This window comes from Actinorhabdospora filicis, assembly GCF_030269765.1.
In the GTDB taxonomy this organism is placed as follows: Bacteria; Actinomycetota; Actinomycetes; order Mycobacteriales; family Micromonosporaceae; genus Actinorhabdospora; species Actinorhabdospora filicis.
In genome coordinates this window covers 2585895-2606823 of record NZ_BSTX01000001.1, presented here as the reverse complement: position 1 = coordinate 2606823, position 20929 = coordinate 2585895, and the positions used below count along the sequence as shown (strand labels likewise).

23 protein-coding genes are annotated in these 20929 nt (G+C 70.9%); 17 read left to right on the top strand and 6 right to left on the bottom strand.

From position 1 onward, the window contains the following. The first annotated feature begins 11 nt into the window (after positions 1-11). The 9 genes from QSK10_RS12285 to QSK10_RS12245 all read left to right on the top strand — a co-directional run bounded on the left by QSK10_RS12285 (position 12) and on the right by QSK10_RS12245 (position 8360). A complete protein-coding gene (locus QSK10_RS12285; protein ID WP_285662786.1) occupies positions 12-1157 on the top strand; it encodes a PQQ-binding-like beta-propeller repeat protein in 1146 nt (381 codons plus the stop codon). A gap of 52 nt (positions 1158-1209) precedes the next feature. Further along, positions 1210-2511: a PQQ-binding-like beta-propeller repeat protein gene (locus QSK10_RS12280; protein ID WP_285662785.1), complete on the top strand. Its 1302-nt coding sequence runs from the start codon at positions 1210-1212 to the stop codon at positions 2509-2511. A 9-nt stretch (positions 2512-2520) separates the two neighbouring features. Further along, a complete protein-coding gene (locus QSK10_RS12275) occupies positions 2521-3864 on the top strand; it encodes an outer membrane protein assembly factor BamB family protein (RefSeq protein WP_285662784.1) in 1344 nt (447 codons plus the stop codon). A 21-nt stretch (positions 3865-3885) separates the two neighbouring features. Continuing rightward, positions 3886-4635 (top strand): GNAT family N-acetyltransferase, encoded by a 750-nt coding sequence (locus QSK10_RS12270; RefSeq protein WP_285662783.1) that lies wholly within the window; start codon positions 3886-3888, stop codon positions 4633-4635. 9 nt (positions 4636-4644) lie between these two features. Next, entirely contained in the window at positions 4645-5019 is a 375-nt protein-coding gene (locus tag QSK10_RS12265; RefSeq protein ID WP_285662782.1) for a hypothetical protein, read from the top strand. Positions 5020-5055: 36 nt separating this feature from the next. Further along, positions 5056-6192 carry a S8 family serine peptidase gene (locus QSK10_RS12260; protein WP_285662966.1) on the top strand — a complete coding sequence of 379 codons (1137 nt, stop codon included), beginning with the start codon at positions 5056-5058 and terminating at the stop codon, positions 6190-6192. 66 nt (positions 6193-6258) lie between these two features. After that, complete coding sequence (locus QSK10_RS12255; protein ID WP_285662781.1) at positions 6259-6645, top strand: hypothetical protein; 387 nt, start codon at positions 6259-6261, stop codon at positions 6643-6645. Then, complete coding sequence (locus tag QSK10_RS12250) at positions 6626-7843, top strand: hypothetical protein (protein WP_285662780.1); 1218 nt, start codon at positions 6626-6628, stop codon at positions 7841-7843. The genes QSK10_RS12255 and QSK10_RS12250 overlap by 20 nt, the downstream gene beginning before the upstream one ends. A gap of 121 nt (positions 7844-7964) precedes the next feature. After that, a complete protein-coding gene (locus tag QSK10_RS12245; RefSeq protein WP_285662779.1) occupies positions 7965-8360 on the top strand; it encodes a hypothetical protein in 396 nt (131 codons plus the stop codon). Here the strand turns inward: QSK10_RS12245 and QSK10_RS12240 are convergent. The 4 genes from QSK10_RS12240 to moaC are packed head-to-tail and all read right to left on the bottom strand — an operon-like array spanning position 8357 to position 10930. Then, positions 8357-8770, bottom strand: a complete 414-nt coding sequence (locus tag QSK10_RS12240) for a molybdenum cofactor biosynthesis protein MoaE (RefSeq protein ID WP_285662778.1) — start codon at positions 8768-8770, stop codon at positions 8357-8359. The genes QSK10_RS12245 and QSK10_RS12240 overlap by 4 nt on opposite strands. Continuing rightward, complete coding sequence (locus QSK10_RS12235) at positions 8767-9954, bottom strand: molybdopterin molybdotransferase MoeA (protein ID WP_432705308.1); 1188 nt, start codon at positions 9952-9954, stop codon at positions 8767-8769. Before QSK10_RS12235 ends, QSK10_RS12240 begins: the two co-directional genes overlap by 4 nt. Beyond that, on the bottom strand, positions 9951-10454 hold the full coding sequence (locus QSK10_RS12230) for a MogA/MoaB family molybdenum cofactor biosynthesis protein (protein WP_285662777.1): 504 nt from the start codon (positions 10452-10454) through the stop codon (positions 9951-9953). The genes QSK10_RS12235 and QSK10_RS12230 overlap by 4 nt, the downstream gene beginning before the upstream one ends. Next, a complete protein-coding gene (gene moaC, locus QSK10_RS12225) occupies positions 10451-10930 on the bottom strand; it encodes a cyclic pyranopterin monophosphate synthase MoaC (protein ID WP_285662776.1) in 480 nt (159 codons plus the stop codon). Before moaC ends, QSK10_RS12230 begins: the two co-directional genes overlap by 4 nt. A gap of 82 nt (positions 10931-11012) precedes the next feature. Between moaC and QSK10_RS12220 the strand changes: the two genes are divergently transcribed. Continuing rightward, the gene (locus QSK10_RS12220) at positions 11013-11153 is read left to right on the top strand and encodes a hypothetical protein (RefSeq protein WP_285662775.1); all 141 of its coding nucleotides are present in this window, start codon (positions 11013-11015) and stop codon (positions 11151-11153) included. Next, positions 11150-11524, top strand: a complete 375-nt coding sequence (locus QSK10_RS12215; RefSeq protein ID WP_285662774.1) for a hypothetical protein — start codon at positions 11150-11152, stop codon at positions 11522-11524. Before QSK10_RS12220 ends, QSK10_RS12215 begins: the two co-directional genes overlap by 4 nt. Before the next feature lie 43 nt (positions 11525-11567). On the opposite strand, the gene QSK10_RS12210 is transcribed toward QSK10_RS12215, so the two are convergent. After that, positions 11568-12767: an MFS transporter gene (locus QSK10_RS12210; RefSeq protein WP_285662773.1), complete on the bottom strand. Its 1200-nt coding sequence runs from the start codon at positions 12765-12767 to the stop codon at positions 11568-11570. 94 nt (positions 12768-12861) lie between these two features. Here QSK10_RS12210 and QSK10_RS12205 point away from each other — a divergent pair, with 94 nt between their 5' ends. From QSK10_RS12205 to QSK10_RS12195, 3 genes are all read left to right on the top strand, one after another. After that, complete coding sequence (locus QSK10_RS12205; RefSeq protein WP_285662772.1) at positions 12862-13359, top strand: MarR family winged helix-turn-helix transcriptional regulator; 498 nt, start codon at positions 12862-12864, stop codon at positions 13357-13359. A gap of 66 nt (positions 13360-13425) precedes the next feature. Next, the gene (locus QSK10_RS12200; RefSeq protein ID WP_285662771.1) at positions 13426-14052 is read left to right on the top strand and encodes a LysE family translocator; all 627 of its coding nucleotides are present in this window, start codon (positions 13426-13428) and stop codon (positions 14050-14052) included. Positions 14053-14240: 188 nt separating this feature from the next. Continuing rightward, complete coding sequence (locus QSK10_RS12195) at positions 14241-14630, top strand: SH3 domain-containing protein (RefSeq protein WP_285662770.1); 390 nt, start codon at positions 14241-14243, stop codon at positions 14628-14630. Positions 14631-14770: 140 nt separating this feature from the next. Here the strand turns inward: QSK10_RS12195 and purD are convergent, their stop codons facing one another. Then, positions 14771-16015: a phosphoribosylamine--glycine ligase gene (gene purD / locus QSK10_RS12190; RefSeq protein ID WP_285662769.1), complete on the bottom strand. Its 1245-nt coding sequence runs from the start codon at positions 16013-16015 to the stop codon at positions 14771-14773. Positions 16016-16369: 354 nt separating this feature from the next. Between purD and dnaB the strand changes: the two genes are divergently transcribed. From dnaB to QSK10_RS12175, 3 genes are all read left to right on the top strand, one after another. After that, positions 16370-17743 (top strand): replicative DNA helicase, encoded by a 1374-nt coding sequence (gene dnaB / locus QSK10_RS12185; RefSeq protein ID WP_285662964.1) that lies wholly within the window; start codon positions 16370-16372, stop codon positions 17741-17743. Between the two features lie 38 nt (positions 17744-17781). Then, positions 17782-19365, top strand: coding sequence for an acyl-CoA dehydrogenase family protein (locus tag QSK10_RS12180; protein WP_285662768.1), 1584 nt, complete (start codon positions 17782-17784; stop codon positions 19363-19365). A gap of 97 nt (positions 19366-19462) precedes the next feature. After that, on the top strand, positions 19463-20866 hold the full coding sequence (locus QSK10_RS12175; protein ID WP_285662767.1) for a vWA domain-containing protein: 1404 nt from the start codon (positions 19463-19465) through the stop codon (positions 20864-20866). Positions 20867-20929: the final 63 nt, after the last annotated feature.

The following is a 20929-nucleotide window of genomic DNA, read 5'->3' as shown; positions in this document are numbered from 1 at the left end:
AGCATGCGGGCATGACTGACACCGCGCGCGCCCGCCGCAGATTACTCGTCCTCCTCCTGGTCGTCCTGGCGGCCGTGGTGGTGTTCATCGGCTCGCTGACCCTGCGCTCGGAGCCCTCGCGCGCGGCCGCCGATCCGCTGTGGACGGCGCGCGTCTCCGACGTCTCCGTCCCGCTCGAAGCGCACGTGGCGGGCGCGACCGTCGCGGTGTTCACCGGGTCGACGGTGGAGTACCTGGACAAGGTGAGCGGGGTGGCGCGGCGCAGCGTCCCCTTCGCCGCCGGGCACACCACGCGCGTGCTCGCCGGGACGCGCCTGGTGCTCGGGCAGATCGACGACGAGAACCGGTCCGGGCAGTGGCGGGTGGTCGACATGGCCACCGGCGAGGACGGCTTCGGGTTGCGGCGCGGCTGGGACGACGGCGCCTCGCTCCAGGAGGTCGTCACCGACAAGGCCCTGGCGTTCGTGCGCTGCGCCGGGCAGTCCTGCGACGTGGTCGCCTACGGGCTCGCCGACGGTTCGGAGCTGTGGTCGGGGAAGGTGTGCGGGACGGAGAACTCGCTGCTGCCGTGGGCGGGCACGTCGACGGCGGTGTTCACGGGCTGCGCGCCGACGCCCGTCGACCTCAACACCGGCGCCTCACCCGCGTGGGCCCCGGTCATCCAGCCCCGCTTCTGCCAGGGCGTGCTCTTCGACCTCGGTGAGCCGGGCGTGTTCAAGCGCCTCGACCCGGCCACCGGCGCGGAGATGTGGCGGGCCACCTGGTCGGACTGCGGCGGCGTGGGCGGTCTCCTCCATGACGACGACGGCTCGCGGGTCCTCGACCTGGCCACCGGGGCGGTCTACCCGCTGCCCTCCGGGGAGAAGCTGCTGACCGCGCTGGACGGGGTGGCGGTGGCGGCGTCCGGGCGCACCCTCACCGGCAACGTCGGCGGCTCGCGGGCGTGGACGGTGGATCTCGGGAGCGGCTCCGGTGAGCTGCGCGCCGTCGCCGGGGACGGCACGGTGCTGGTCGGCGACGGCACGAAGTCCTGGGCGGTGAACGTCCTGAACGGGGAGACCTGGGAGCTGCCCGGCGAGAACCCGGTCGCCGTCGAGGGCGGCCTGGTGCTGACCGTGACGCCGGACGGCCAGCTGCGCGCCCGTATCGGCTGGTGAGACGACCCTTTCGGGCAGGCGCGTGAGTGACAGGGCGCTCTACGATCCGCGCATGTCCACAACCGAGATCGAACTCGGCGACCTCTCGGCGCCGCCGACGCCCGAGGCGCCGGAGCCGCGCCGCCGCTGGCTGCCCGCCGTCGCGGTGTTCATCGCGCTGGCGCTGGGGGCGGCGGCGATCAACTGGGCGCTGAAGGTGCCGCAGATCCAGGCGTACTTCGCCGATCCGGTGCCGCGGTGGACGGTGAAGCCCGCCGAGCTGGGCGCGCTGTTCCGGGCGCGGGCGGTGGACGGGCTGGTGATCGTCACCGCACGCGAGGGGATCGCCGTCTACGACGCGGTCTCGGGCGCCCAGGTGTGGACGGTGGCCACCGGCGGGGCCGACGCGCCGTGGATCGACGTCGTGGACGACGTCTTGTTCTGGGGCGTGGAATCCACCACCGTGACCGGGTCGGGGACCGTTCCGGTGGAGGCGCTGAACCTGCGGACCGGCCGGTCGCTCTACCGGATCCCCGGGCTCGACGGAGAGACCTCCGAGGGCGCGGTCACCGCCGCCGGCGTCGTGCTGAAGACGGGGGGATGGCCCGGTACGCAGCACATGAAGGTTCTGGACCTGCACACCGGTGCCGAACGGTGGAGCCGGGACATTCCGGACGGCTTCATCGTCCTGCCCACCGGTGTCGTGGCGAACTGGCAGTTCGAGAACGGCGTCGGCCACGACCGGCCGGCCATCTCCGAGGTCGAGCCCGACGCGTCCACCATCGCCGTCGTTCAGGCGCAGGGGACCCGGAGCCAGTACGTCGTGGACCTGAACACCGGGACGCTCAGGCCGATGGCGTACAGCGAGTTCTCCACCCTGTGGATCGTCGCCGGTCAGGTCGTGACCGTCGACGGGTACGAGGTGGTCTGCGGGAAGTGGCGGCAGCCGATCGACTTCGCCTACGCCGACCTGCTCGTGCCCATCGTCACCGACGGCAGGCTGCTGGACACCGCCGACGGCCGCCTCTTCGACCTCGACGACGGCGAGGCGACCGACTTCCCCGCCGGCGCGGGCGATCCCGTCGCGCTGGGCCAGGGCGTTCTGGTGCGCGCCGAGGGCATGCGCTTCACCGGAGCCCGCCTCGACGGCGGCCCGGGCTGGATCACCGACCTCGGCATCTCCCAGTTCGACGGGCACCTCACCGACGGGCACAAGCTAGCCGTCAGCTACCACTACGGCTACGGCCAGCGCATCGTCGTCATCGACCTCGCCACCGGCGTCCACCGCGAGTACGCCGGTGACTCCCTGCTCGGCTACTCCGACGGCGCGCTGATCGTCCAGCGGGACGGGGCGGTCGTGGCCTACGGGGCCTAGGCTCGGTCCATGCACATCGACCTCGACGTAGCGGCGCCCGAGGAAGAGCCGCGACGGCGTTCGTTACCGGCCGCGCTCACCGCGATCGTGCTGCTGGCCGCGTCCATCGCGATCTACGTCATGACCCGGCCCGCGCCGACCGCGCTCATCGTCGAGCCGCAGCCGGTGTGGGCCGCCGACACCGGGCTCGAACTCGGCGCCCCCGTGCACGCCGAGGCGCGCGGGTCCACCGTCCTGGTCACCACCAAGCGGGGCGTCTTCGGCTTCGACCGGGCCACCGGCGAGCGCCGCTGGCAGGTGCGGCTGAGCGCCGACGAGCTGCTGAGTTCGCCCGAGGCGGCCGCGCGGGGCGTCCGCGTCACCGGCGAGCGCGTCCTGATCGGGCGCACCGGGCGCACCGACGTCCTCGACCTGGTCACCGGTGTCGTGCGCTACCAGCTGCCGCCGGGTGAGACCTTCGTCGGCTCGCGGGTCGTCACGAAGATGACGTGCGCGCCCGGTGGTGGCTGCGAGCTGGCCGGGTACGGGCTCTCCGACGGTGTGCGCGCGTGGCGGGTGGACCTGCCGGGGGCCGTGGTCAACGCCGTCCCCGATGTCGTCGACACCGGACGCCAGTCGCGCGCCGATGTCGGCGAGAACCTCTATCCGCCGGTCCCGCTGGTCCCCGAGCGCACGTGGGCGGTCTTCACGCAGGGCGCCTCGACGCGGGTGGTCGACCTCGCCGACGGGCACGTGTGGAGCTGGACGGGTCCCGCCACCGCCCAGTACGCGGTGCTCGGCGAGCGGCTCCTCGACGTCACCGACAAGAGCGCCGTGCGGGGCGTCGATCCCACCACGGGCGTGCGTCTGTGGCGGGCGGCGCTGCTGGACCCGACGTGGACGACGCCGGTCCTCGCCGACGGGCTGCTGCTGGACGCGCCCCTGTACAAGGCGCCCGGGCCGGCCGAGTTCCAGCTGGTCGACCCGGCGTCCGGCGCGGTGGAAAAGGTCATCGTCGCCGCCGACACCGCGATGCCCGCGCTCGGCGTGGGCGGCGGGACCGTGGTCCGCCTCGACGCGCGCGAACCGGCGCTCCAGGCGACGCGCGCGTCCGGCCCGGCGTGGACGGCGCACCTCGGGCGGGGCGAGCTGGGGCTGGTCAAGTGGGTCACCGGCGACGGCCGGTTCGTGCTGGACGCGATGCTCGGCGACGTCCACCGCGTGTGGATCGTCGACCTCGCCACGGGTGCCGCGGGCGGCTTCGGCGGGCACGGCGGCGTGGTCGGCTACTCCGACGGCGGGCTGATCACGTCCTCGTACCTGTCGATGTCGGGCAGCTTCGGCGTGGAGTTTTATGAGCTCGCCAGGCGCTAGTTGATCAACTAGCCTGCCCGCATGGGCATCACCGTCACGACCCTCGCCGAACGTCCCGAGCTGATCGACGACGTCTGGAACATGCCGGACTCGTGGCCGGAGTTCATGGACCACGACCCGATCGCCTGGTCGTTCTTCGGGGTCCTTGGTGCCGCGCACCGCGACTTCGCGGTGGTGGCCACCGATGACGAGTCCGGCGAGATCATCGGGCACGGCTACTCGTTCCCCTTCTCCCGCGCCCTCCCCGGCCGCGAGCAGTACCCCGACAACGGCTGGGACCAGGTGCTCATGTGGGCCGCCAGCGACCTGCGCAAGGGCGTCGAGCCGGACTCGGTGAGCGCCGTGGAGATCAGCGTCCACGCCGCCCACCAGGGCAAGGGCCTGTCCGGGATCCTCCTGGCGGCCCTGCGCGACAACGCCAAGGCGAAGGGCTTCACCGAGCTCGTCGCGCCCGTCCGGCCCAACGGCAAGCACCTGGAGCCGCGCACGCCCATGTCGGAGTACGCCTTCCGCGTCCGCGAGGACGGCCTGCCCGCCGACGCGTGGCTGCGCGTCCACGTCCGCGCGGGCGGCCGCATCGTGCGCGTGGCCCCCGCATCCCAGACCTTCCCCGGCTCGCTGGAGCAGTGGCGGACCTGGACCGGGCTGCCGTTCGACGCGTCCGGGCCCGTGGAGGTGCCCTTCGCGCTGCTGCCCGTGCACTGCGACGTGGAGCACGGCCACGCCGTGTACGTGGAGCCGAACGTCTGGGTCGTCCACGACCTTCTCTAGGCTGTGGGGATGCGCAGCATTCCACCAGACATGCGCCGCCTCGTGTGGGGCCTCGCGCTCGTCGCCGCGTTCGTGGCCCTCTTCCCGGCCGCCCGCGCGGCCGCGACCGACCCCACCGAGGCGACCGTGACGTTCTGCGCGGGCCGCTTCGAGCGCATCTGCCACGGCAACTGGACCCTCGCCAACGGCGACCCCATGGACGGCCCCATCGTCGGCGCCGGCGACGCCAAACCCGGTGATGTCCTCTCGGTGCGCGGCAACGCGTCCGGCGCCTGGGCGAACCTCAGCCCCCTCTGGACCGCCGGAGCCATCGGAGGCGTGGCCCTCGTCGTCCTCGTCGGGCTCAACCTCTACTCGATCCGCCGCGAACGCCGCCGGGACTAGCATTTCGCCCCACCCGGCCCTTATGGTGCCCTGGTGATGATGCGTCGCTGGCTGGGGACGGTAAGTGTTTCGGCGGTCGCACTGGGGGCACTCGTGGTTCCAGGCACCGCATGGGCGGACCAGATCCGCGACTCGGAGTGGATGATCAACGCCCTCCGCCTGAAGGAAGCCCACGCGATCGCGACCGGCGAAGGCGTCACCGTCGGCATCCTCGACACGGGCGTGGATGGAACCCACCCGGACCTGGTGGGGCAGGTCGTGGGGGGGAAGGACTCGTACAGCCCGGCGGGGGATGGGCAGAAGGACTACGTCGGGCACGGGACGGGGATGGCTTCGCTGATCGCCGGGCGCGGGCATGGGGTGGGGGGTGGGGATGGTGTGCTGGGGGTGGCGCCGGGGGCGAAGATCTTGAGTTACGGGGCTTGGCCGGAGGGGACGGAGAAGTACGACCAGGGGGAGTTGAACAAGGGGCTGCGGTGGCTGATCGACAGTGGGGCGGATGTCATCCTGCTGGCCTACAGCGGTGGAACTCCCGACACGAGTGAGCATTCACTTATCAAGGAAGCGAAGCAAAAGGGTATCCCGCTGGTTTCGTCGTCAGGAAACCTTCCTGATGACACTGGCCTTGGTGCGCCTGGGACATATCCCGAGGTCAATGTCATCGGTGGTACGACCAAGGACGGTGTGCACTCCTCGGCTGCTCGAAGCGATCCACTAATCAGGGTGGCAGCGCCTTCCGAGAAGGTGGTCTCCGCCTGGAGAGATGGCGGCTATAGCGACATCAGTGGCACCTCGAAGTCGGCTGCGATCGTGGCAGGCGTCTTCGCCCTGATGAAGGCTCACTGGCCGGACATCTCGCCAGACGACATGGCTATGCGGCTGGCGCGCACTGCCGACGACAAGGGTGAACCGGGGCGGGACAGTGACTACGGTTGGGGTCTGGTTAACGTCGTTCGCGCGTTGACCGAGAGCGTGGATCCGGTTGACCCTGCTCGCCCCTACCACCCTGCCACTGACCCCATCGACACATCAGACGAGTCACGAGTGCTGACGTCTGACGCGGACAGCGGGATGAACTGGCCACTGATCGCTGCTGGAACTGGGGCGCTCGTTCTGGGTGGAGTCATCGTGTTGGTGCTGGTTATGAAACGCCGAAGGTCCCGCGCTTCCTGAGGTTGACAGGTCGGGCATGATGGCCTTAGAAGTGCCCAAGGTGCCCGACCTGGGGGAGGAAGATCAATGAGCGATACCCTGCGCGCAGATCCAGCGATGCTTCGCTATGTCGCTGGACGGATTCTGGGAGACCAGCAGCTGCAATTCAGACCTCGCTTCGATGAGCTGCGAGATCAACTCGTCGAGGGAACAACCGATGTCGATGCTGCGATGGATGGCCGGAAGAACGGTTGCATCTACGGCCGTACGCCTATCGGTGACTATCACGATGAGCTGCGCTTCGAGATGCTCACCATGTTCGAGGGCCTAGATCGTGGCATGGTCGCGATCTCGAACGTGCTCGCCTCCGTGGCCGAGGATTTCAGTGCGGCTGATGCCGAATCTGCCGGTCGTCTGACTGATGCGGCCCAGTACTTCACAGAGGGGGAGGGCAGTGGCAAACGACCTCTTTGAGGGCACGAGCGGCGGTGACGACACCTTCTCGGATGTCGGCCTAGAGGCCATGGTCTCGCTGATCACGATCGATCATGGCCAGATCCCGATGTGGCGTAAGCAAGCAGGCGCCTACCGGGAGCTGGTGAAACTCGCCGAGACTCACGGTTCCGGCATGGACGGGCACGTGGAGAACGCTCTTGACGCCTGGGTTTCCCAGGGCAGCAAGATACTCGACTCCGAAGCCACGCTGATGAGGGACTCGTTTCGTCGTAGTCTGCTGTCCGCCGAGGGCACCGCGTCGGCTCTCGACCGTATTGCCGATGCGGTCGAGGTGGCGAAGAAGCAGGTTGACCGCATCCACGGTGAGTGGAAGCACCTCGAAGGCCAGTTCCAAAGGAACCCGCACCTCTTCGACGGCTACAGCGTCGATGGGACTCCCGGATACCAGGCGGCGAAAGAATCGTACGCGTCGCAGATGCGGACGCACATGACCACGATGTCGATCGAGGCGAAACAAGCCTGGTACACCTCGATGCACAAGCCCGGTGAGTACTCCGGTCCTGTTTACGGCAAGGACCCCGACACGCGTGTGAAGCCGATCCTGGATCCAGGATCCACCGGCACTTCGCATGGCAGCCCATCGAGCCCAGGCTCGTCCCACGCGCCCGTCACCTCCTCACCCAACACGCCATCACCCACCCCGACCCCAGGGCCTGGGCCGGTGACGGAGTTCCCGACGCCGACTCCCACCCTCCCCGGGACCACACCGCCCGTGATCGGTGGGCCGGGGCCGGTCACGCCGCCGGTCGGGACGGCGCCCGCCCCATCCCCGGTGTTGTTCCCGGCGGGTGGGCCCGGCGCCTTCGGGCCGCGGGGCACCGCTCCGCTCCTCCCCGGCCAGCGGGGTTTCGCCCCGGCGGGCCGCTCGGTCCCGTCCGTCTACGGGCAGCGGCCCGGCGTTTCACAGCCCGGGGCCGGTGCCAGGGCCGGTGCCGCGCCTCGGCCCGAGCGGGGGGTCATCCGCAATCCGAACGCGGCCGCGGGCAAGGCGCGGCCGCGTGACGAGGAGCGCGAGGAGCTGCTCACCCGCGAGGGCCCGGAGACCGATGAGCTCTTCGAGGGCATTGCGCTGGACGGCGTCGCCGAGGTCGTGCGACCAGCACGGCCGGCTCGGATCCGGCGCAGGGACGCGGGTCCGGCGATTGGACGCAAGTAGCACGAGCGGCTCGCCTCTGGAGTTCGAGGCGAGCCGCTTCCTCAATTTCCGTGATCACGCTTTCGACGACCATGGCTTTCGGTGGGTCGACTTCAAGGACCTCTGCGTCAGCGAGCCCACAATGGACGATCGGGAGCTGCTCACCGCGTTGACGCGGCACGTGCAGTACCGCGACACCTACCTGGGGGACGACGCGCGGCCGGAGGTCACGGTCCACGGCCCGTACGAGCTGGCGCGGGTCACCGCTGACGCGTTCGAGCCGGTCGGCCACCGGGACGCCGCCGCGCTGATCTGGGCGTGGGCGCGGGAGTTGGGCCCGTTGCCGGAGACGCTGGTGGCGGCGCTCGACCGTGAGCTCATGGGCCCGCTGGGCGGTGCGGGGGCGGTGTATCACCTGCGGAATCTGGGCCGCGACGACTGGCACGACTTCGGCGGCATCCACACGCGGTTCCACGAGCTGGTGCTCATCGACCACGCGAACGGGCGGTTGACGCTGGTCGTCGCCGCCGACGACTAGGCCGAGTTCACCCACTCGTCGGTGCCGTCGGTGAAGTGCTGGTGCTTCCACACGGGAATCCGCTTCTTCACTTCGTCCACAAGGGACGCGCAGGCCGCGAAGGCCTCCGCGCGGTGGGGCGACGACACCGCGGCGACGAGGGCGGCGTCGCCGATGGACAGTGGCCCGACGCGGTGGGACACCGCCACGCTCACGATGCCGGGGAGGGCGGCGATGTCGGCGGCGACTTCGGCGATGACGTCGGAGGCGGTGGGGTGGGCTTCGTACACAAGGGACGTCACGTCGCGGCCGCCGTCGTGGTCGCGGACGACTCCGGCGAAGGACACGACGGCTCCGGCGGTGGGGGAGGCGACGAGGTTCTCGTGTTCGGTCACCGAGAGGGGGTCGGTGGTGACGCGGGCGTGGATCATGCGGGGATCCGGACGAAGCCGACGTGAGTCCCGGCGGTGCCGGAGCGGCCGGGGGGGATGATCGCGAAGCCGTCGGCGGCGGCGAGGCCGCGCAGCATCGCCGATCCGGCGTGCGGGAGGGGTTCGGCGCGTCCGGCCACGAGGCGGACGAGGGCGAGGTGGGTGTAGTCGCCGCGGCCGGGGACGTCGGCGGCGAGCTCCACTGTGGACGTGGTGGGGAACTCGCGTCCGGCCAGTCCGGCGAGGAGCGGGAGAACGAGGGACACCACCGCCACGATCGAGGACTGGGGGTTGCCGGGGAGGCCGACCACGAAGCGGCCGCCGGGGAGACCGGCGACGAGCATGGGGAAGCCGGGGCGGACGGCGACGGTGTTGACCACATAGGACGCCCCGAGCTCGGCGAGCGCGGGGTGGAGGTGGTCGACGGGGCCGCGCATGGTTCCGCCGGTGGTGCAGACGATGTCGGCGTCGTCGAGGGCCGCGCGGAGGGCCGACACGTGGGCTTCGAGGGTGTCGTCGATGGGGCCGCGGGGGCGGAAGCCGGGGATGGGGTCGGCGCCGGCGTGGGAGAGCATCGAGGGGAGCGATGGGCCCAGCGCGTCGCGGACGCGGCCGTGCCCGGGGGGTCCGGTGACGGCGAGCTCGTCGCCGAAGATGAGCAGGGCCGCGCGGGGCTTGGGACGTACGGAGATGAGGTCGTGGCCGCAGGAGGCGGCGAGCCCGATGACGCCGGGGGTGATGCGGTGGCCTTCGGGGAGGAGCTCCTCGCCGAGGGCGGCCTCCTCGCCGATCTCGCGGATGTCGGCGTTAGTGGTGGGCAGGCTCTCGCAGTCGACGAGTCCATTGAGGACGGTGGAGTGCTCGACGCGGATGATGCGCTCGGTGCCATCGGGGACCATCGCCCCGGTGGCGATCTCGATGGCGGTGCCCTCGCGGATGTCACCGGCCTCGCCGCCGGCCAGGACGCGCCCGGCCAGCCGCCAGGGGCCGGTGCCGCGGACGGCGTAGCCGTCCACACTGGACGTCCGGAACGCGGGCAGCGGGGTGAGGGTGCGGAGGGGTTCGGCGAGGGTGGCGCCGTCGGCCTGGGCGATGGGGTAGCGGACGGGCAGCAGCTTGGCGGCGAGTCCGGCCTCGTAGACGGTGCGGCGGGCGGCCGCCCAGTCGATGGGCGTGTCGGTCACGGGGACTCCTTGGTGTGGGCGGCGGCGGGATGGTCCCCGCCCCGGATCTGATCGACGGCGTGCGCCAGAACCGGCTCCAGGACGGCGATGCCGTCCTTCACGCCGCCCCGGGAGCCGGGCAGGTTGACGATGAGGGTCGCCCCCGCCGTTCCCGCCAGGCCGCGTGACAGGATGGCCGTGGGGACCTTCGGGTGGCCGTAGGCGCGCAGGGCCTCGGCGATGCCGGGGATCTCGCGGTCCAGAACGCGCCGGGTCATCTCCGGGGTCCGGTCGGTGGGTGTGAGCCCGGTGCCGCCGGTGGTCAGTACGACGTCCACATTGGACGCGATGGCGGCGGTGAGCGCCTCGTGGACCGGCTCGCCGTCGGGGACGACCCGCGGGTCGGGCACGGTGAAGCCCAGGGACCGCAGGAACTCCACCAGCAGGGGGCCGGTCTCGTCGGCATAGACGCCCGCGGCGGCCCGGTTGGAGGCCACGATGACCACGGCGGAGCGGCTCACCGGTCGCGCTCCCAGTCGCCGGTCTTGCCGCCCTTCTTCGACAGGACGCGCACATCGTCCAATGTGGCCGAAGGGTCGACGGCCTTGATCATGTCGATGAGGGTGAGCCCGGCGGCGGCGACCGCGGTCAGCGCCTCCATCTCCACGCCGGTCCGGTCGGCGGTACGGGCGGTGACGGTGATGGTCACGCGGTCCCCGGCCGGTTCCAGCGCCACCTGGACACCGTGCAGCGCGATCGGGTGGCACAGCGGGATCAGGTCCGGGGTGCGCTTGGCGCCCATGATGCCCGCGACGCGGGCGACCCCGAGCGCGTCCCCCTTGGGCAGCGCGCCCTCGGCGAGCAGCGACACCACCTCGGCGGTGGTGCGCACGACACCGGCCGCGCGGGCTTCGCGGGCGGTCACGTCCTTGCCGGTGACGTCGACCATGCGCGCCGCGCCGGTGGCGTCGACGTGCGTCAGCTTCTGGGTGCTCACCCTGCGAGGGTAGTCGCCGCGTGTGACGCGCGGGACGGCGACGGGGTTGCGGGACGGGCGCGCCGGGCGCAGGATCGTCGGCATGACCACGGGGAACGCGATCTCGTTAGCCGGGAGCGGGGACTTCCGGATCCTGTGGACCGGCCGGACGCTGTCCGCCGTGTTCGTCCTCGACAGGCATCTGCGCCGCCTGCCCCGCCCGGAGGAGCTCGCCACGACATGACCTATCAACGCGTCCACATCGAGATCACGTGGTGGGACGGGCCGCGCGAGGGCGTCGCCGACCTCGACGGCGTCCCGCATTACTTCCGGTCCCGCTGGCTTTATGAGAACGACGACCGGGGCAATGACGAGTACCGGCTGTGGCCGATCGGCGCGGAGGCGCTGGCGCTGGAACGGGAGGCGTGGGAGCGGTTCCTGGCCTGGTTCGAGGGGCACGGGGACGATCCGCGCGCCGCCGAGCTGGAGCGGCTGCTGGAGCCGATGCGCGAACCCCCGCCGGACGCCCTGGTCCGGCGGGGGAGGTTCCGCTCGATCCACCGGGCGGTGAACTACACGCCCGAGGGACCGGCCTACGAGGTCGAGTGGACATAGAAGAGGGACGGCCCACCCCGGACCGTCCCTCTTCCGCCGGACCCTAGGCCGCGGTCACGTACTTGACCGGGTGGACCGCCTCGCGCGGCAGGATCCGCTCCAGTTTCAGCAGGAGCAGCGCGCCCAGCAGGGCCGCCGCGCCCAGGCCCGCCCACAGCTGCCAGGAGCCCAGGCCCAGCAGGAAGGTGATCAGCAGCGGCGCCACGGCCCGGGCGATCGACCAGGAGAGCTGGTAGGTGGCCAGGTAGCGGCCGCGCAGGTGGTCGGGAGGGGTCTGGACCGAGATGCCCTGCGCGGGGGCCGAGTGGATCAGCTCGGCGCCGGTGTAGACGACCGCGGCGACGAGGACCCCGGCGACCACGCCGGTGTGCAGGAGCTGGAGCGCGGCGAACAGGACGAAGGATCCGGCGAAGATCGCCGCGCCCAGCGCCGCCGCCCGGGTCCGGCGGGCCCGCAGCACCAGCCGCGCCACCGGGACGCCCAGGAGCGCCACCATCGCGGTGTTGATCGCGAAGACCATGCCCGACATCGCCTGCGGGACGCCCAGGTCGCGGGTCAGGTAGACCGGCATTCCCGCCGCCATCGCCACGTAGGACAGCGCGATCAGCAGGTTGGCGCCGGTGATCCCGAGGTAGGGGCGGTCCTTCAGGACGACCTTGAAGCCCGCCTTCTGCCGCGCGCCGGTGACCGGCCGGACGCCGCCCAGCCCGTGGATCAGGACCGCCGCCAGCCCGAAGCTCACCGCGTTGGCCACCGCCATCACCACGTAGGCGGTGTCGCCGCTGAAGGCCATCAGCAGGCCCGCGAGGATCCCGGCGGCGCCCATCGAGCCGTTGACGATGCTGCGGTTGAGGGCCAGGAGCTTGTCGCGGCCGTCGCCGCCGGTCATCTCCGCCACCAGCGCCGTCTGCGCCGGGGCCGCCGACTGCTGTCCGATCGCCACCGCGATGGAGACCACCAGGAACATCGTGAAGCCGGTGATGAACGGGAAGGCCGCGAAGGCCGCCAGCCGCAGGACGAAACCGGCCTGCAGGATCTTGCGCGCCCCGATCTTGTCGATCAGCATCCCCGCGACCGGCGTCAGCAGCAGCGCGATGAAGCCCGCGGCGGTCATCCCCGCGCCCACCGACAGCAGCGACAGGCCGGTGAGGTTGTGGAAGAAGAGGAGGGAGAAGGGCACGTACAGCCCGTTGCCGAGGGCGTCGACCGTGGTCGCGGCGATGAAGCGATGTGTGGGGCGCATGGGGTGGGCTCCTGTCCGGTTATCTCGTCAGCGAGAAACTTACCGGCAAGATATCTCGTTGGCAAGATACTTGCCGTCGAGATATGCTGTGACCGTGACTACAGAACCGGACTTCCTCGACCGCGTCACCGCCCAGTGGGCCGACGAGCGGCCCGACCTCGAACCGCTCATCGCCATGGCCGTCTTCGGGCGCGTCTACCGCTCCGCCAAGCTCATGGGCGACCGCATCGAAGACGTCTACGCCACCTTCGGCATCGACCGCGGCGGCTTCGACGTCCTGGCCACCCTCCGCCGCGCCGGAGAGCCCTACACCCTCTCCCCCAAGCACCTCATCGCCTCGATGATGCTCAGCAGCGGCGGCATGACCGCCCGCCTCGACCGCCTGGAGAAAGGCGGCTTCGTCAGCCGCGCCCCCGATCCCAACGACCGCCGCGGCCAGCTGGTCACCCTCACCCCCAAGGGCTTCGAGACCGTCCACGCCGCCGTCGGCGCCGGACTCGCCGAACAGGCCAAGGTCCTGGCCAAGGTCTCCGAACCGGAGAAGCTCGGCGACCTCCTGCGCGAACTCCTGGCCGGCTTCAACGCGGAATGAACTGGCCCGGCGCCGGTTGTCAGTGGTGGAATCCCCTGAGATCCCCACCCTCCTGAGAGGACGGACATGCCAACCGCCACCAGCCTCCTCGCCTTCCTGGCGATGTCGGCCGTGCTCATCGCCATCCCCGGCCCCAGCGTCCTCTTCGTCATCGGACGCGCCCTCGCCCACGGCCGCCGCACCGCGCTGCTGAGCGTCCTCGGCAACACCGTCGGCGCCTACCTCCTGGCCGTCGCGGTGGCCTTCGGCGTGGGCGCGATCGTCGCCAAGTCCGCCATCGTCTTCGCCGTCCTCAAGTACGCCGGCGCCGCCTACCTCGTCTACCTCGGCGTCACCGCCTGGCGCAAGCGCCGCGAACTCGCCTGGGGCACCCAGGACAAGCCCACCCACCGCGTCCTGTGGGACGGCTTCGCCGTCGGCATCACCAACCCCAAGACCGCCGTCTTCTTCGCCGCCGTGCTGCCCCAGTTCGCCTCCCGCGAAGCCGGGGCCGTCCCGCTGCAACTGCTGCTGCTCGGCAGCGTCTTCTGCGCGCTCGCCCTCGTCATGGACAGCACCTGGGGACTCATCGCGGCCGGCGCGCGCGAATGGTTCGGGCGTTCCGAACGGCGCATGGCGCTGGTCGGCGGAGCGGGCGGACTGGCGATGATCGGGCTCGGTGTCACGGTGGCGGTAACCGGCCGTAAAGACTGACCATCGGTTGACACGATCCCGTAATCGTGACACGGTAATCGAGACTCATCGATTCTTGAAGCGCAGGGGAAACGCGGCCGGATGTCGAATCATCCATCCGGACCGATGGGCGGGCGTCCGATACGGTCGTTGCATGGGCACTGTTCGTTAAACAGTGCGCGTTCCCGCGCTTCGCGGGGAGAATGCACATGAGTAAATTCGCAACACGCTCTCTGGTCGTCCTCGTGCTCGGCGTCCTCGCCCTCATCGCCTCGCCGCTGGCGGCGCAGGCGTCGACCGGCGACCTGACGCCATCGGGCGCTCCGTCGGTCAGCAAGGGACACGACGACGCCACCGTGGCCGCCGGATGCGAGGTCAAATCCAAGGTCGCGGGCCTGAACGTGCGCCGCACGGCCTCGGCTTCGGCCACCTCCATCGGGCAGATGCAGAAGGGCAACACCGCCGACGCGGTGTGCACCGGCACCAAGGGCGGCACCTACACCGCCTGCGGCGTCACCTTCGACCAGTGGATCAAGGTCTACTGGAACGGGGCATGGGGATATGTCGCCTCGTACTGCGTCGACTGGTATCACGACTGATCCGGCCGAGCCGATAAAGCGCGACACCGAGTAGTGACAAGAATGGCGGGGTGACGAACTCGCGCTGCCCCGCGCAATTGACCAAAAGAAAGAGAACCCGCCGCGGCCACCACCGCGACGGGTTCTCTTTATCACGGAAGTCAGGAAACGCGCACGGTGCCGTTCAGCGCGTTGAGCGCGATATCGGTGCGGTGCTGCGAGCCCGCCAGCCGGACCCCGTCCACCAGCGCGTAGGCCTTCTCACGCGCCTCGGCCAGATCCGCGCCCGAGGCCGTGCAGCACAGGACGCGCCCGCCGCTGGAGATCAGGCGCCCCTCGGCGTCACGCGAGGTCCCGGCGTGCAGGACGCCGTCCACCCCGTCGGCGCCCTCGATCACGCGGCCGGTGACCGGCGTGTCCGGGTAGTTCTCGGCGGCGATGACCACGCCCACGGCGTTCCCGTCGCGCCAGGTGAGCTCGACCTCGTCCAGCCGACCGGTCGCCGCCGCGCGCACCAGCTGCCCGAACGGCGTCTCCAGCAGCGTCAGGACCGCCTGGATCTCCGGGTCGCCGAAGCGGCAGTTGAACTCGATGACCCGGATGCCGGTCTTCGTCAGGGCCAGCCCGCAGTACAGGACGCCCGTGAACGGCGTGCCGCGCTTGCGCATCTCGGCCAGGGTCGGCTCGGCGACCTTCGCCATGATCTCCCCGACGAGACCCTCCGGCGCCCACGGCAGCGGTGTGTACGCGCCCATCCCGCCGGTGTTGGGGCCCTCGTCGCCGTCGCCGACGCGCTTGAAGTCCTGCGCGGGCAGCAGCGGCACCGCCGTCTCACCGTCGGAGACCACGAACAGGCTGACCTCGGGACCGTCCAGGTACTCCTCGATCACCACCCGCTCGCACGCGGCGGCGTGCGCCAGCGCCTCGTCCCGGTCGTTCGTCACGACCACGCCCTTGCCGGCCGCCAGACCGTCGTCCTTGACCACGTAGGGCGGCCCGAACGCGTCCAGCGCGGCCGCGGCCTCCTCCGGCGTCACGCAGTTGAACGAGCGGGACGTCGGCACGCCCGCCGCCGTCATCACGTCCTTCGCGAAGGCCTTCGAGCCCTCCAGCAGCGCCGCCGCCTTCGACGGCCCGAACACCGCGAGCCCCTTGGCGCGCACGGCGTCGGCGACCCCGTTCACCAACGGCGCCTCCGGGCCCACCACGACCAAGTCCACGCCCAGCTCCACCGCCAGGGCGGCCACGGCGTCATTGTCGGTGAGATCGACCGGAACGCAACGCGCCACGGCCGCCATCCCCGGGTTGCCCGGGGCGCAGACGAGCTCGGTGACGGACGGGTCGGCGGTCAGGGCCAGGGCCAGGGCGTGCTCGCGCCCACCGGTGCCCAGGAGGAGGATTCGCACAGCTAGAGCCTACGGGGACCCGTTATCCACAGCCCCCGCGGACCGGCGACCGACACGCCCGGGTGTGCCAACCCTGAACTTTCCTTCGTCCACAGGATGTGCACATCGTCACCCCAGCTCAGGGACGCAATTCACAGCCCCCCACACCTCTGTCCACAGGTTGTCCACAGCCCCGTCCACATGATCCACCGACTTATCCACACGTTATCCACAGGGTTGTCCACTGTCCGATTTGAGCCCTCGCCCAAGGCCTCGTACAGTGCATACCCCGTCCTGTCGGCGGGCAGCCGATCTGGCAATAGAGTGAACCCCGGGGCCGGGGAAAGGAGCGGGCGCGTGGCCATCAGCGACGACATGCGCACCGTCGAAGGACCGCCCCCCGACGAATACGGCGGCGGCGCCTACGAGCGCACCCCACCGCAGGACATCGCGGCCGAGCAATGCGTCCTGGGCGGCATGCTGCTGTCCAAGGACGCCGTCTCCGACGTCGTCGAGATCCTCACCACCGGCGACTTCTACCGCCCCGCCCACGCCCTCATCTACGACGTCATCCTCGACATGTACGGCCGCGGCGACCCCGCCGACCCCGTCACCGTCGCCGCCGCCCTCACCAACTCCGGCGAGATCGGCAAGATCGGCGGCGCGCCCTACCTGCACACGCTGATCTCCTCGGTCCCCACCGCGGCCAACGCCTCCTACTACGCCCGCATCGTCTCCGAGCGCGCCACACTGCGCCGCCTCATCGAAGCCGGCACCCGCATCGTCCAGCTCGGCTACGGCACCGCCGCCGGACAGGGCCGCGACATCGACGACCTCGTCGACCTCGCCCAGCAGGCCGTCTACGACGTCACCGAGCGCCGCGTCACCGAGGACTACTCGGTACTCGCCGAGCTGCTCCAGCCCACCCTCGACGAGATCGAGGCCATCGGCTCACGCGGCACCATGGCCGGCGTCCCCACCGGCTTCACCGACCTCGACCGCCTGATCAACGGCCTCCACCCCGGCCAGCTCGTCATCGTCGCCGGACGACCCGGCGCCGGCAAGTCCACCGCCGCGATGGACTTCATGCGCTCGGCCTCCCTGCACCACAACATCGCCTCCGCCATCTTCAGCCTGGAGATGAGCAAGGTCGAGATCGTCATGCGCCTCCTGTCGGCCGAGACCCGCGTCCCCCTCCACGTCCTGCGCTCCGGCGACCTCTCCGACGACGACTGGACGAAACTCGCCCGCCGCATGGGCGAGATCTCCGAGGCGCCCCTCTACGTCGACGACAGCCCGTCGATGAACCTCATGGAGATCCGCGCCAAGGCCCGCCGCCTCAAACAGCGCCAGGACCTCAAGCTCATCATCGTCGACTACCTCCAGCTGATGAGCTCGCCGAAGAAGACCGAGAGCCGCCAGCAGGAGGTCTCGGAGATGTCGCGTGGCCTGAAGCTGCTCGCCAAGGAGCTGGAGTGCCCGGTGGTCGCCGTCGCCCAGCTGAACCGAGGTCCCGAGCAGCGGACGGACAAGCGGCCGCAGCTGTCGGACCTGCGCGAATCCGGATCGCTCGAACAGGACGCGGACGTCGTGATCCTCCTCCACCGCGAGGACTACTACGACAAGGAATCCCCCCGCGCGGGCGAGGCCGACTTCATCGTCGCCAAGCACCGTAACGGCCCCACCGACACCATCACGGTGGCCGCGCAGCTCCACCTGTCGCGGTTCGTGGACATGGCGATCGGTTAGCTTCCGCCGAGCCTTACTCACGAGTAGCCTCAAGGGGCATGACCCACGAGGTGTTCAACCAGCCGCCGCCGTACGCCGACCGGAACCTGCTCGCCGACAATCTGCCCTTGTCGCAGGCCATGAACTGGTCGGGCGCGGGCTGGGCGCGGGAACGGGCCGGGGAACTGGCGTCCACTGTGGGCGATGCACTGTGGATGGAGCGGGCCGAGCGGGCCAACCGGTGCGAGCCGGTCCTGCGCACCCACGACCGCTACGGGCATCGCGTGGACGAGGTCGACTTCCATCCCGACTGGCACGCGTTCATGTCGCTGTCCATCGGCGCCGGGCTGCACTCGATGCCGTGGACGACGCCGCGCGGGCACGCGGCGCGGGCGGCGATGTTCATGCTGGTCGCGCAGGTCGAGGCGGGCCACGGGTGCCCGGTGTCGATGACGTACTCGTCGATCCCGACGCTGCGGCAGAACCCGGAGCTGGCCGCCGAGTGGGAGCCGCTGATCACCTCCACCGCCTACGACTTCGGCCTGCGGGCGCCGCAGCTGAAGCAGGGGCTCGTGCTGGGCATGGCGATGACCGAGAAGCAGGGCGGCTCCGACGTGCGCGCCAACACCACCCGGGCGGAGAGGGTGGACGGCGGTTACGCCCTCACCGGGCACAAGTGGTTCTGCTCGGCGCCGATGTCGGACGCGTTCCTGGTGCTGGCGCAGGCGCCCGGCGGGCTGTCGTGCTTCCTGCTGCCGCGCGTGCTGCCGGACGGCACCCGCAACTCCATGCGGCTGATGCGCTTGAAGGACAAGCTGGGCAACCGGTCCAACGCCTCCTCGGAGGTCGAGTACGACCGCGCCTTCGCCCACCTGGTCGGCGAGGAGGGCCGGGGCGTGCGCACCATCATCGAGATGGTGAGCCACACGCGGCTGGACTGCGTGCTGGCCACCACGGCGGGCATGCGGCAGTCCACTGTGGAGGCAGTGTGGCACGCCACCCACCGCTCCGCCTTCGGCGCGCACCTGCGCGACCAGCCGCTGATGGCGCGGGTGCTGGCCGACCTGTGCGTGGAGTACGAGGCCGCGCTGGTCACCGCGATGCGCCTGGCCGCCGCCCACGACGATCCGGCCGACACCGCGTTTCGCCGGCTGGCCGCGCCGGTGGCCAAGTACTGGGTCTGCAAGCGCGGCCCGGCACACGCCGCCGAGGCGCTGGAATGCCTGGGCGGCAACGGGTACGTCGAGGAGGCCCCGCTCGCCCGCCGCTACCGGGAGCAGCCGCTCATGTCGGTCTGGGAGGGCTCGGGCAACGTGATCTCCCTCGACGTCCTGCGCGCCCTGGCCACCTCGCCGGAGTCGGGGCAGGCGTTCCTGGACGAGCTGGTCACGGGCGCCCACCCCTCGCTGGACGCGCACGTCCGGCGGCTGAAGCGGCAGCTCGCCGAGGGTGTGGCGCCCGAGGACGCCCGGCTGCTCACCGAGAACCTCGCGCTGGCGCTCCAGGGATCGCTGCTGGCGCGCCATTCCACCGATGAGGTCCTGGACGCGTTCTGCGCCTCGCGGCTGGAGGCCGGGCGCGGCCACTCCTACGGCGCCACCGCCATGGACGCCAAGGCGATCATCGACCGGCACCTGCCCTAACGGGCACAGCATCGTTCCCTTCGCGGCGAAACCGCAGGTCACCGACATCGAGGGCGGCGGGCTCCCGCTATCGTCCCTAAGGGACGAAGGGGGAACGATGGCCCGGTGGACCCGCATCCGCGCGCTCGCGCTGACCGCCGCCCTCGCGCTGGCGCTGACCGCGTGCGGTGGCGACGACGAGGGCGACGGCGGCGTCCAGTCCAATGAGGACGGATCGGTGTTCGCGCTGGACGTCGGCACCGAGTCCTTCGACGCCGCCGCGACCGCGCTGCTCAAGGGCGACAAGCCCAAGGGCAAGCCGCGCCCGCAGGAGTTCGTGAACGCCTTCGCCCAGGACTATCCCGAGCCCGAGGGCGACGGCGTGAGCGTCACCGCCGACGGCGCCAAGCCGCCCGCCTGGTACCCGGCCTCGCCGCAGACCCGCATCGTGCGCGTCGGCCTGCGCACCAGGGACCTGCCGAAGGGCGGGCGGACGGCCGCCTCGCTGACCTTCGTCGTCGACGTGTCGACCTCGATGGGCGACGGCGGCAAGCTCGACGCGGTGAAAACGGCGCTGCACGGCCTGATCGACCAGCTCAAGGACGGCGACTCGATGGCCGTGGTCGCCTTCGACAAGCGCGCCAAGGCCCTGCGCTCGATGACGCCGGTGAAGAACGGCCGGGAGCTGCTGCACGCGGCGGTCGACAAGCTGAAGTCCGGCGAGGAGACCGATCTGGAGAAGGGCCTGGCCACCGGCTACGTCGAGGCCCGCAGTGGCTACACCGACGACGCCACCAACCGGCTGGTGCTGATCAGCGACGACCTGTCGGCCACCGGCGTGACCGACGCGTCCCCGATGATGAAGACGATCGCCGAGGAGGCCGCCGGCGGCATCTCCCTGGTGGGTGTGGGCATCGGCGTGGACTCCGATCCGCTGCTGGAGAGCATGGCCGACGCCGGCGGCGGCTTCACCCTCTACGTCAAGGACGCCGACGCGAAGGAGGCCGAGCGGGTCTTCGCCGAGCGGCTGCCGACGAGCCTGGCGGTGCAGGGCCGCGACACCAAGGTCCGGGTCACCTTCGACAAGTCGACGGTGACCTCGTTCCGGGCGATCGGCTTCGAGCCGCGCCTGGCCGAGGCCGACGACTTCCGCGACGACTCCGCCGACGGCGGCGAGCTGCCGCCGGGCCACTCGGTGACCGCGCTGTACGAGGTCACCCTCAAGGACGGCGCGTCCGGCCCGGTCGGCAAGGTCTACGCCCGCTGGCTGTCGAGTGTGGACGGCGGGACCGAGGAGGCGGTGGCCAACCTCAAGACCGAGGACCTGGACCGCGACTGGGCCCAAGCCCCGGCGCCCCTGCGCGTCGACCTGCTGGCGGCGTCCCTCGCGCTGGTCCTGGGCGGCGACGCGCCCGGCGACGTGTGGTTGCCGCCGATGACCGAGGAGGGCGAGGGCCTCGCGGCGGCGACGAAGGACGAGGCGGTCGAGAAGCTGGTCGCGCTGCTGAAGGCGGCGAAGTAACCGCAGGATCACGGCACGGTCACCCATCATCACGGTTCGGGCGGCCAGGTCTCGGACGCGCGG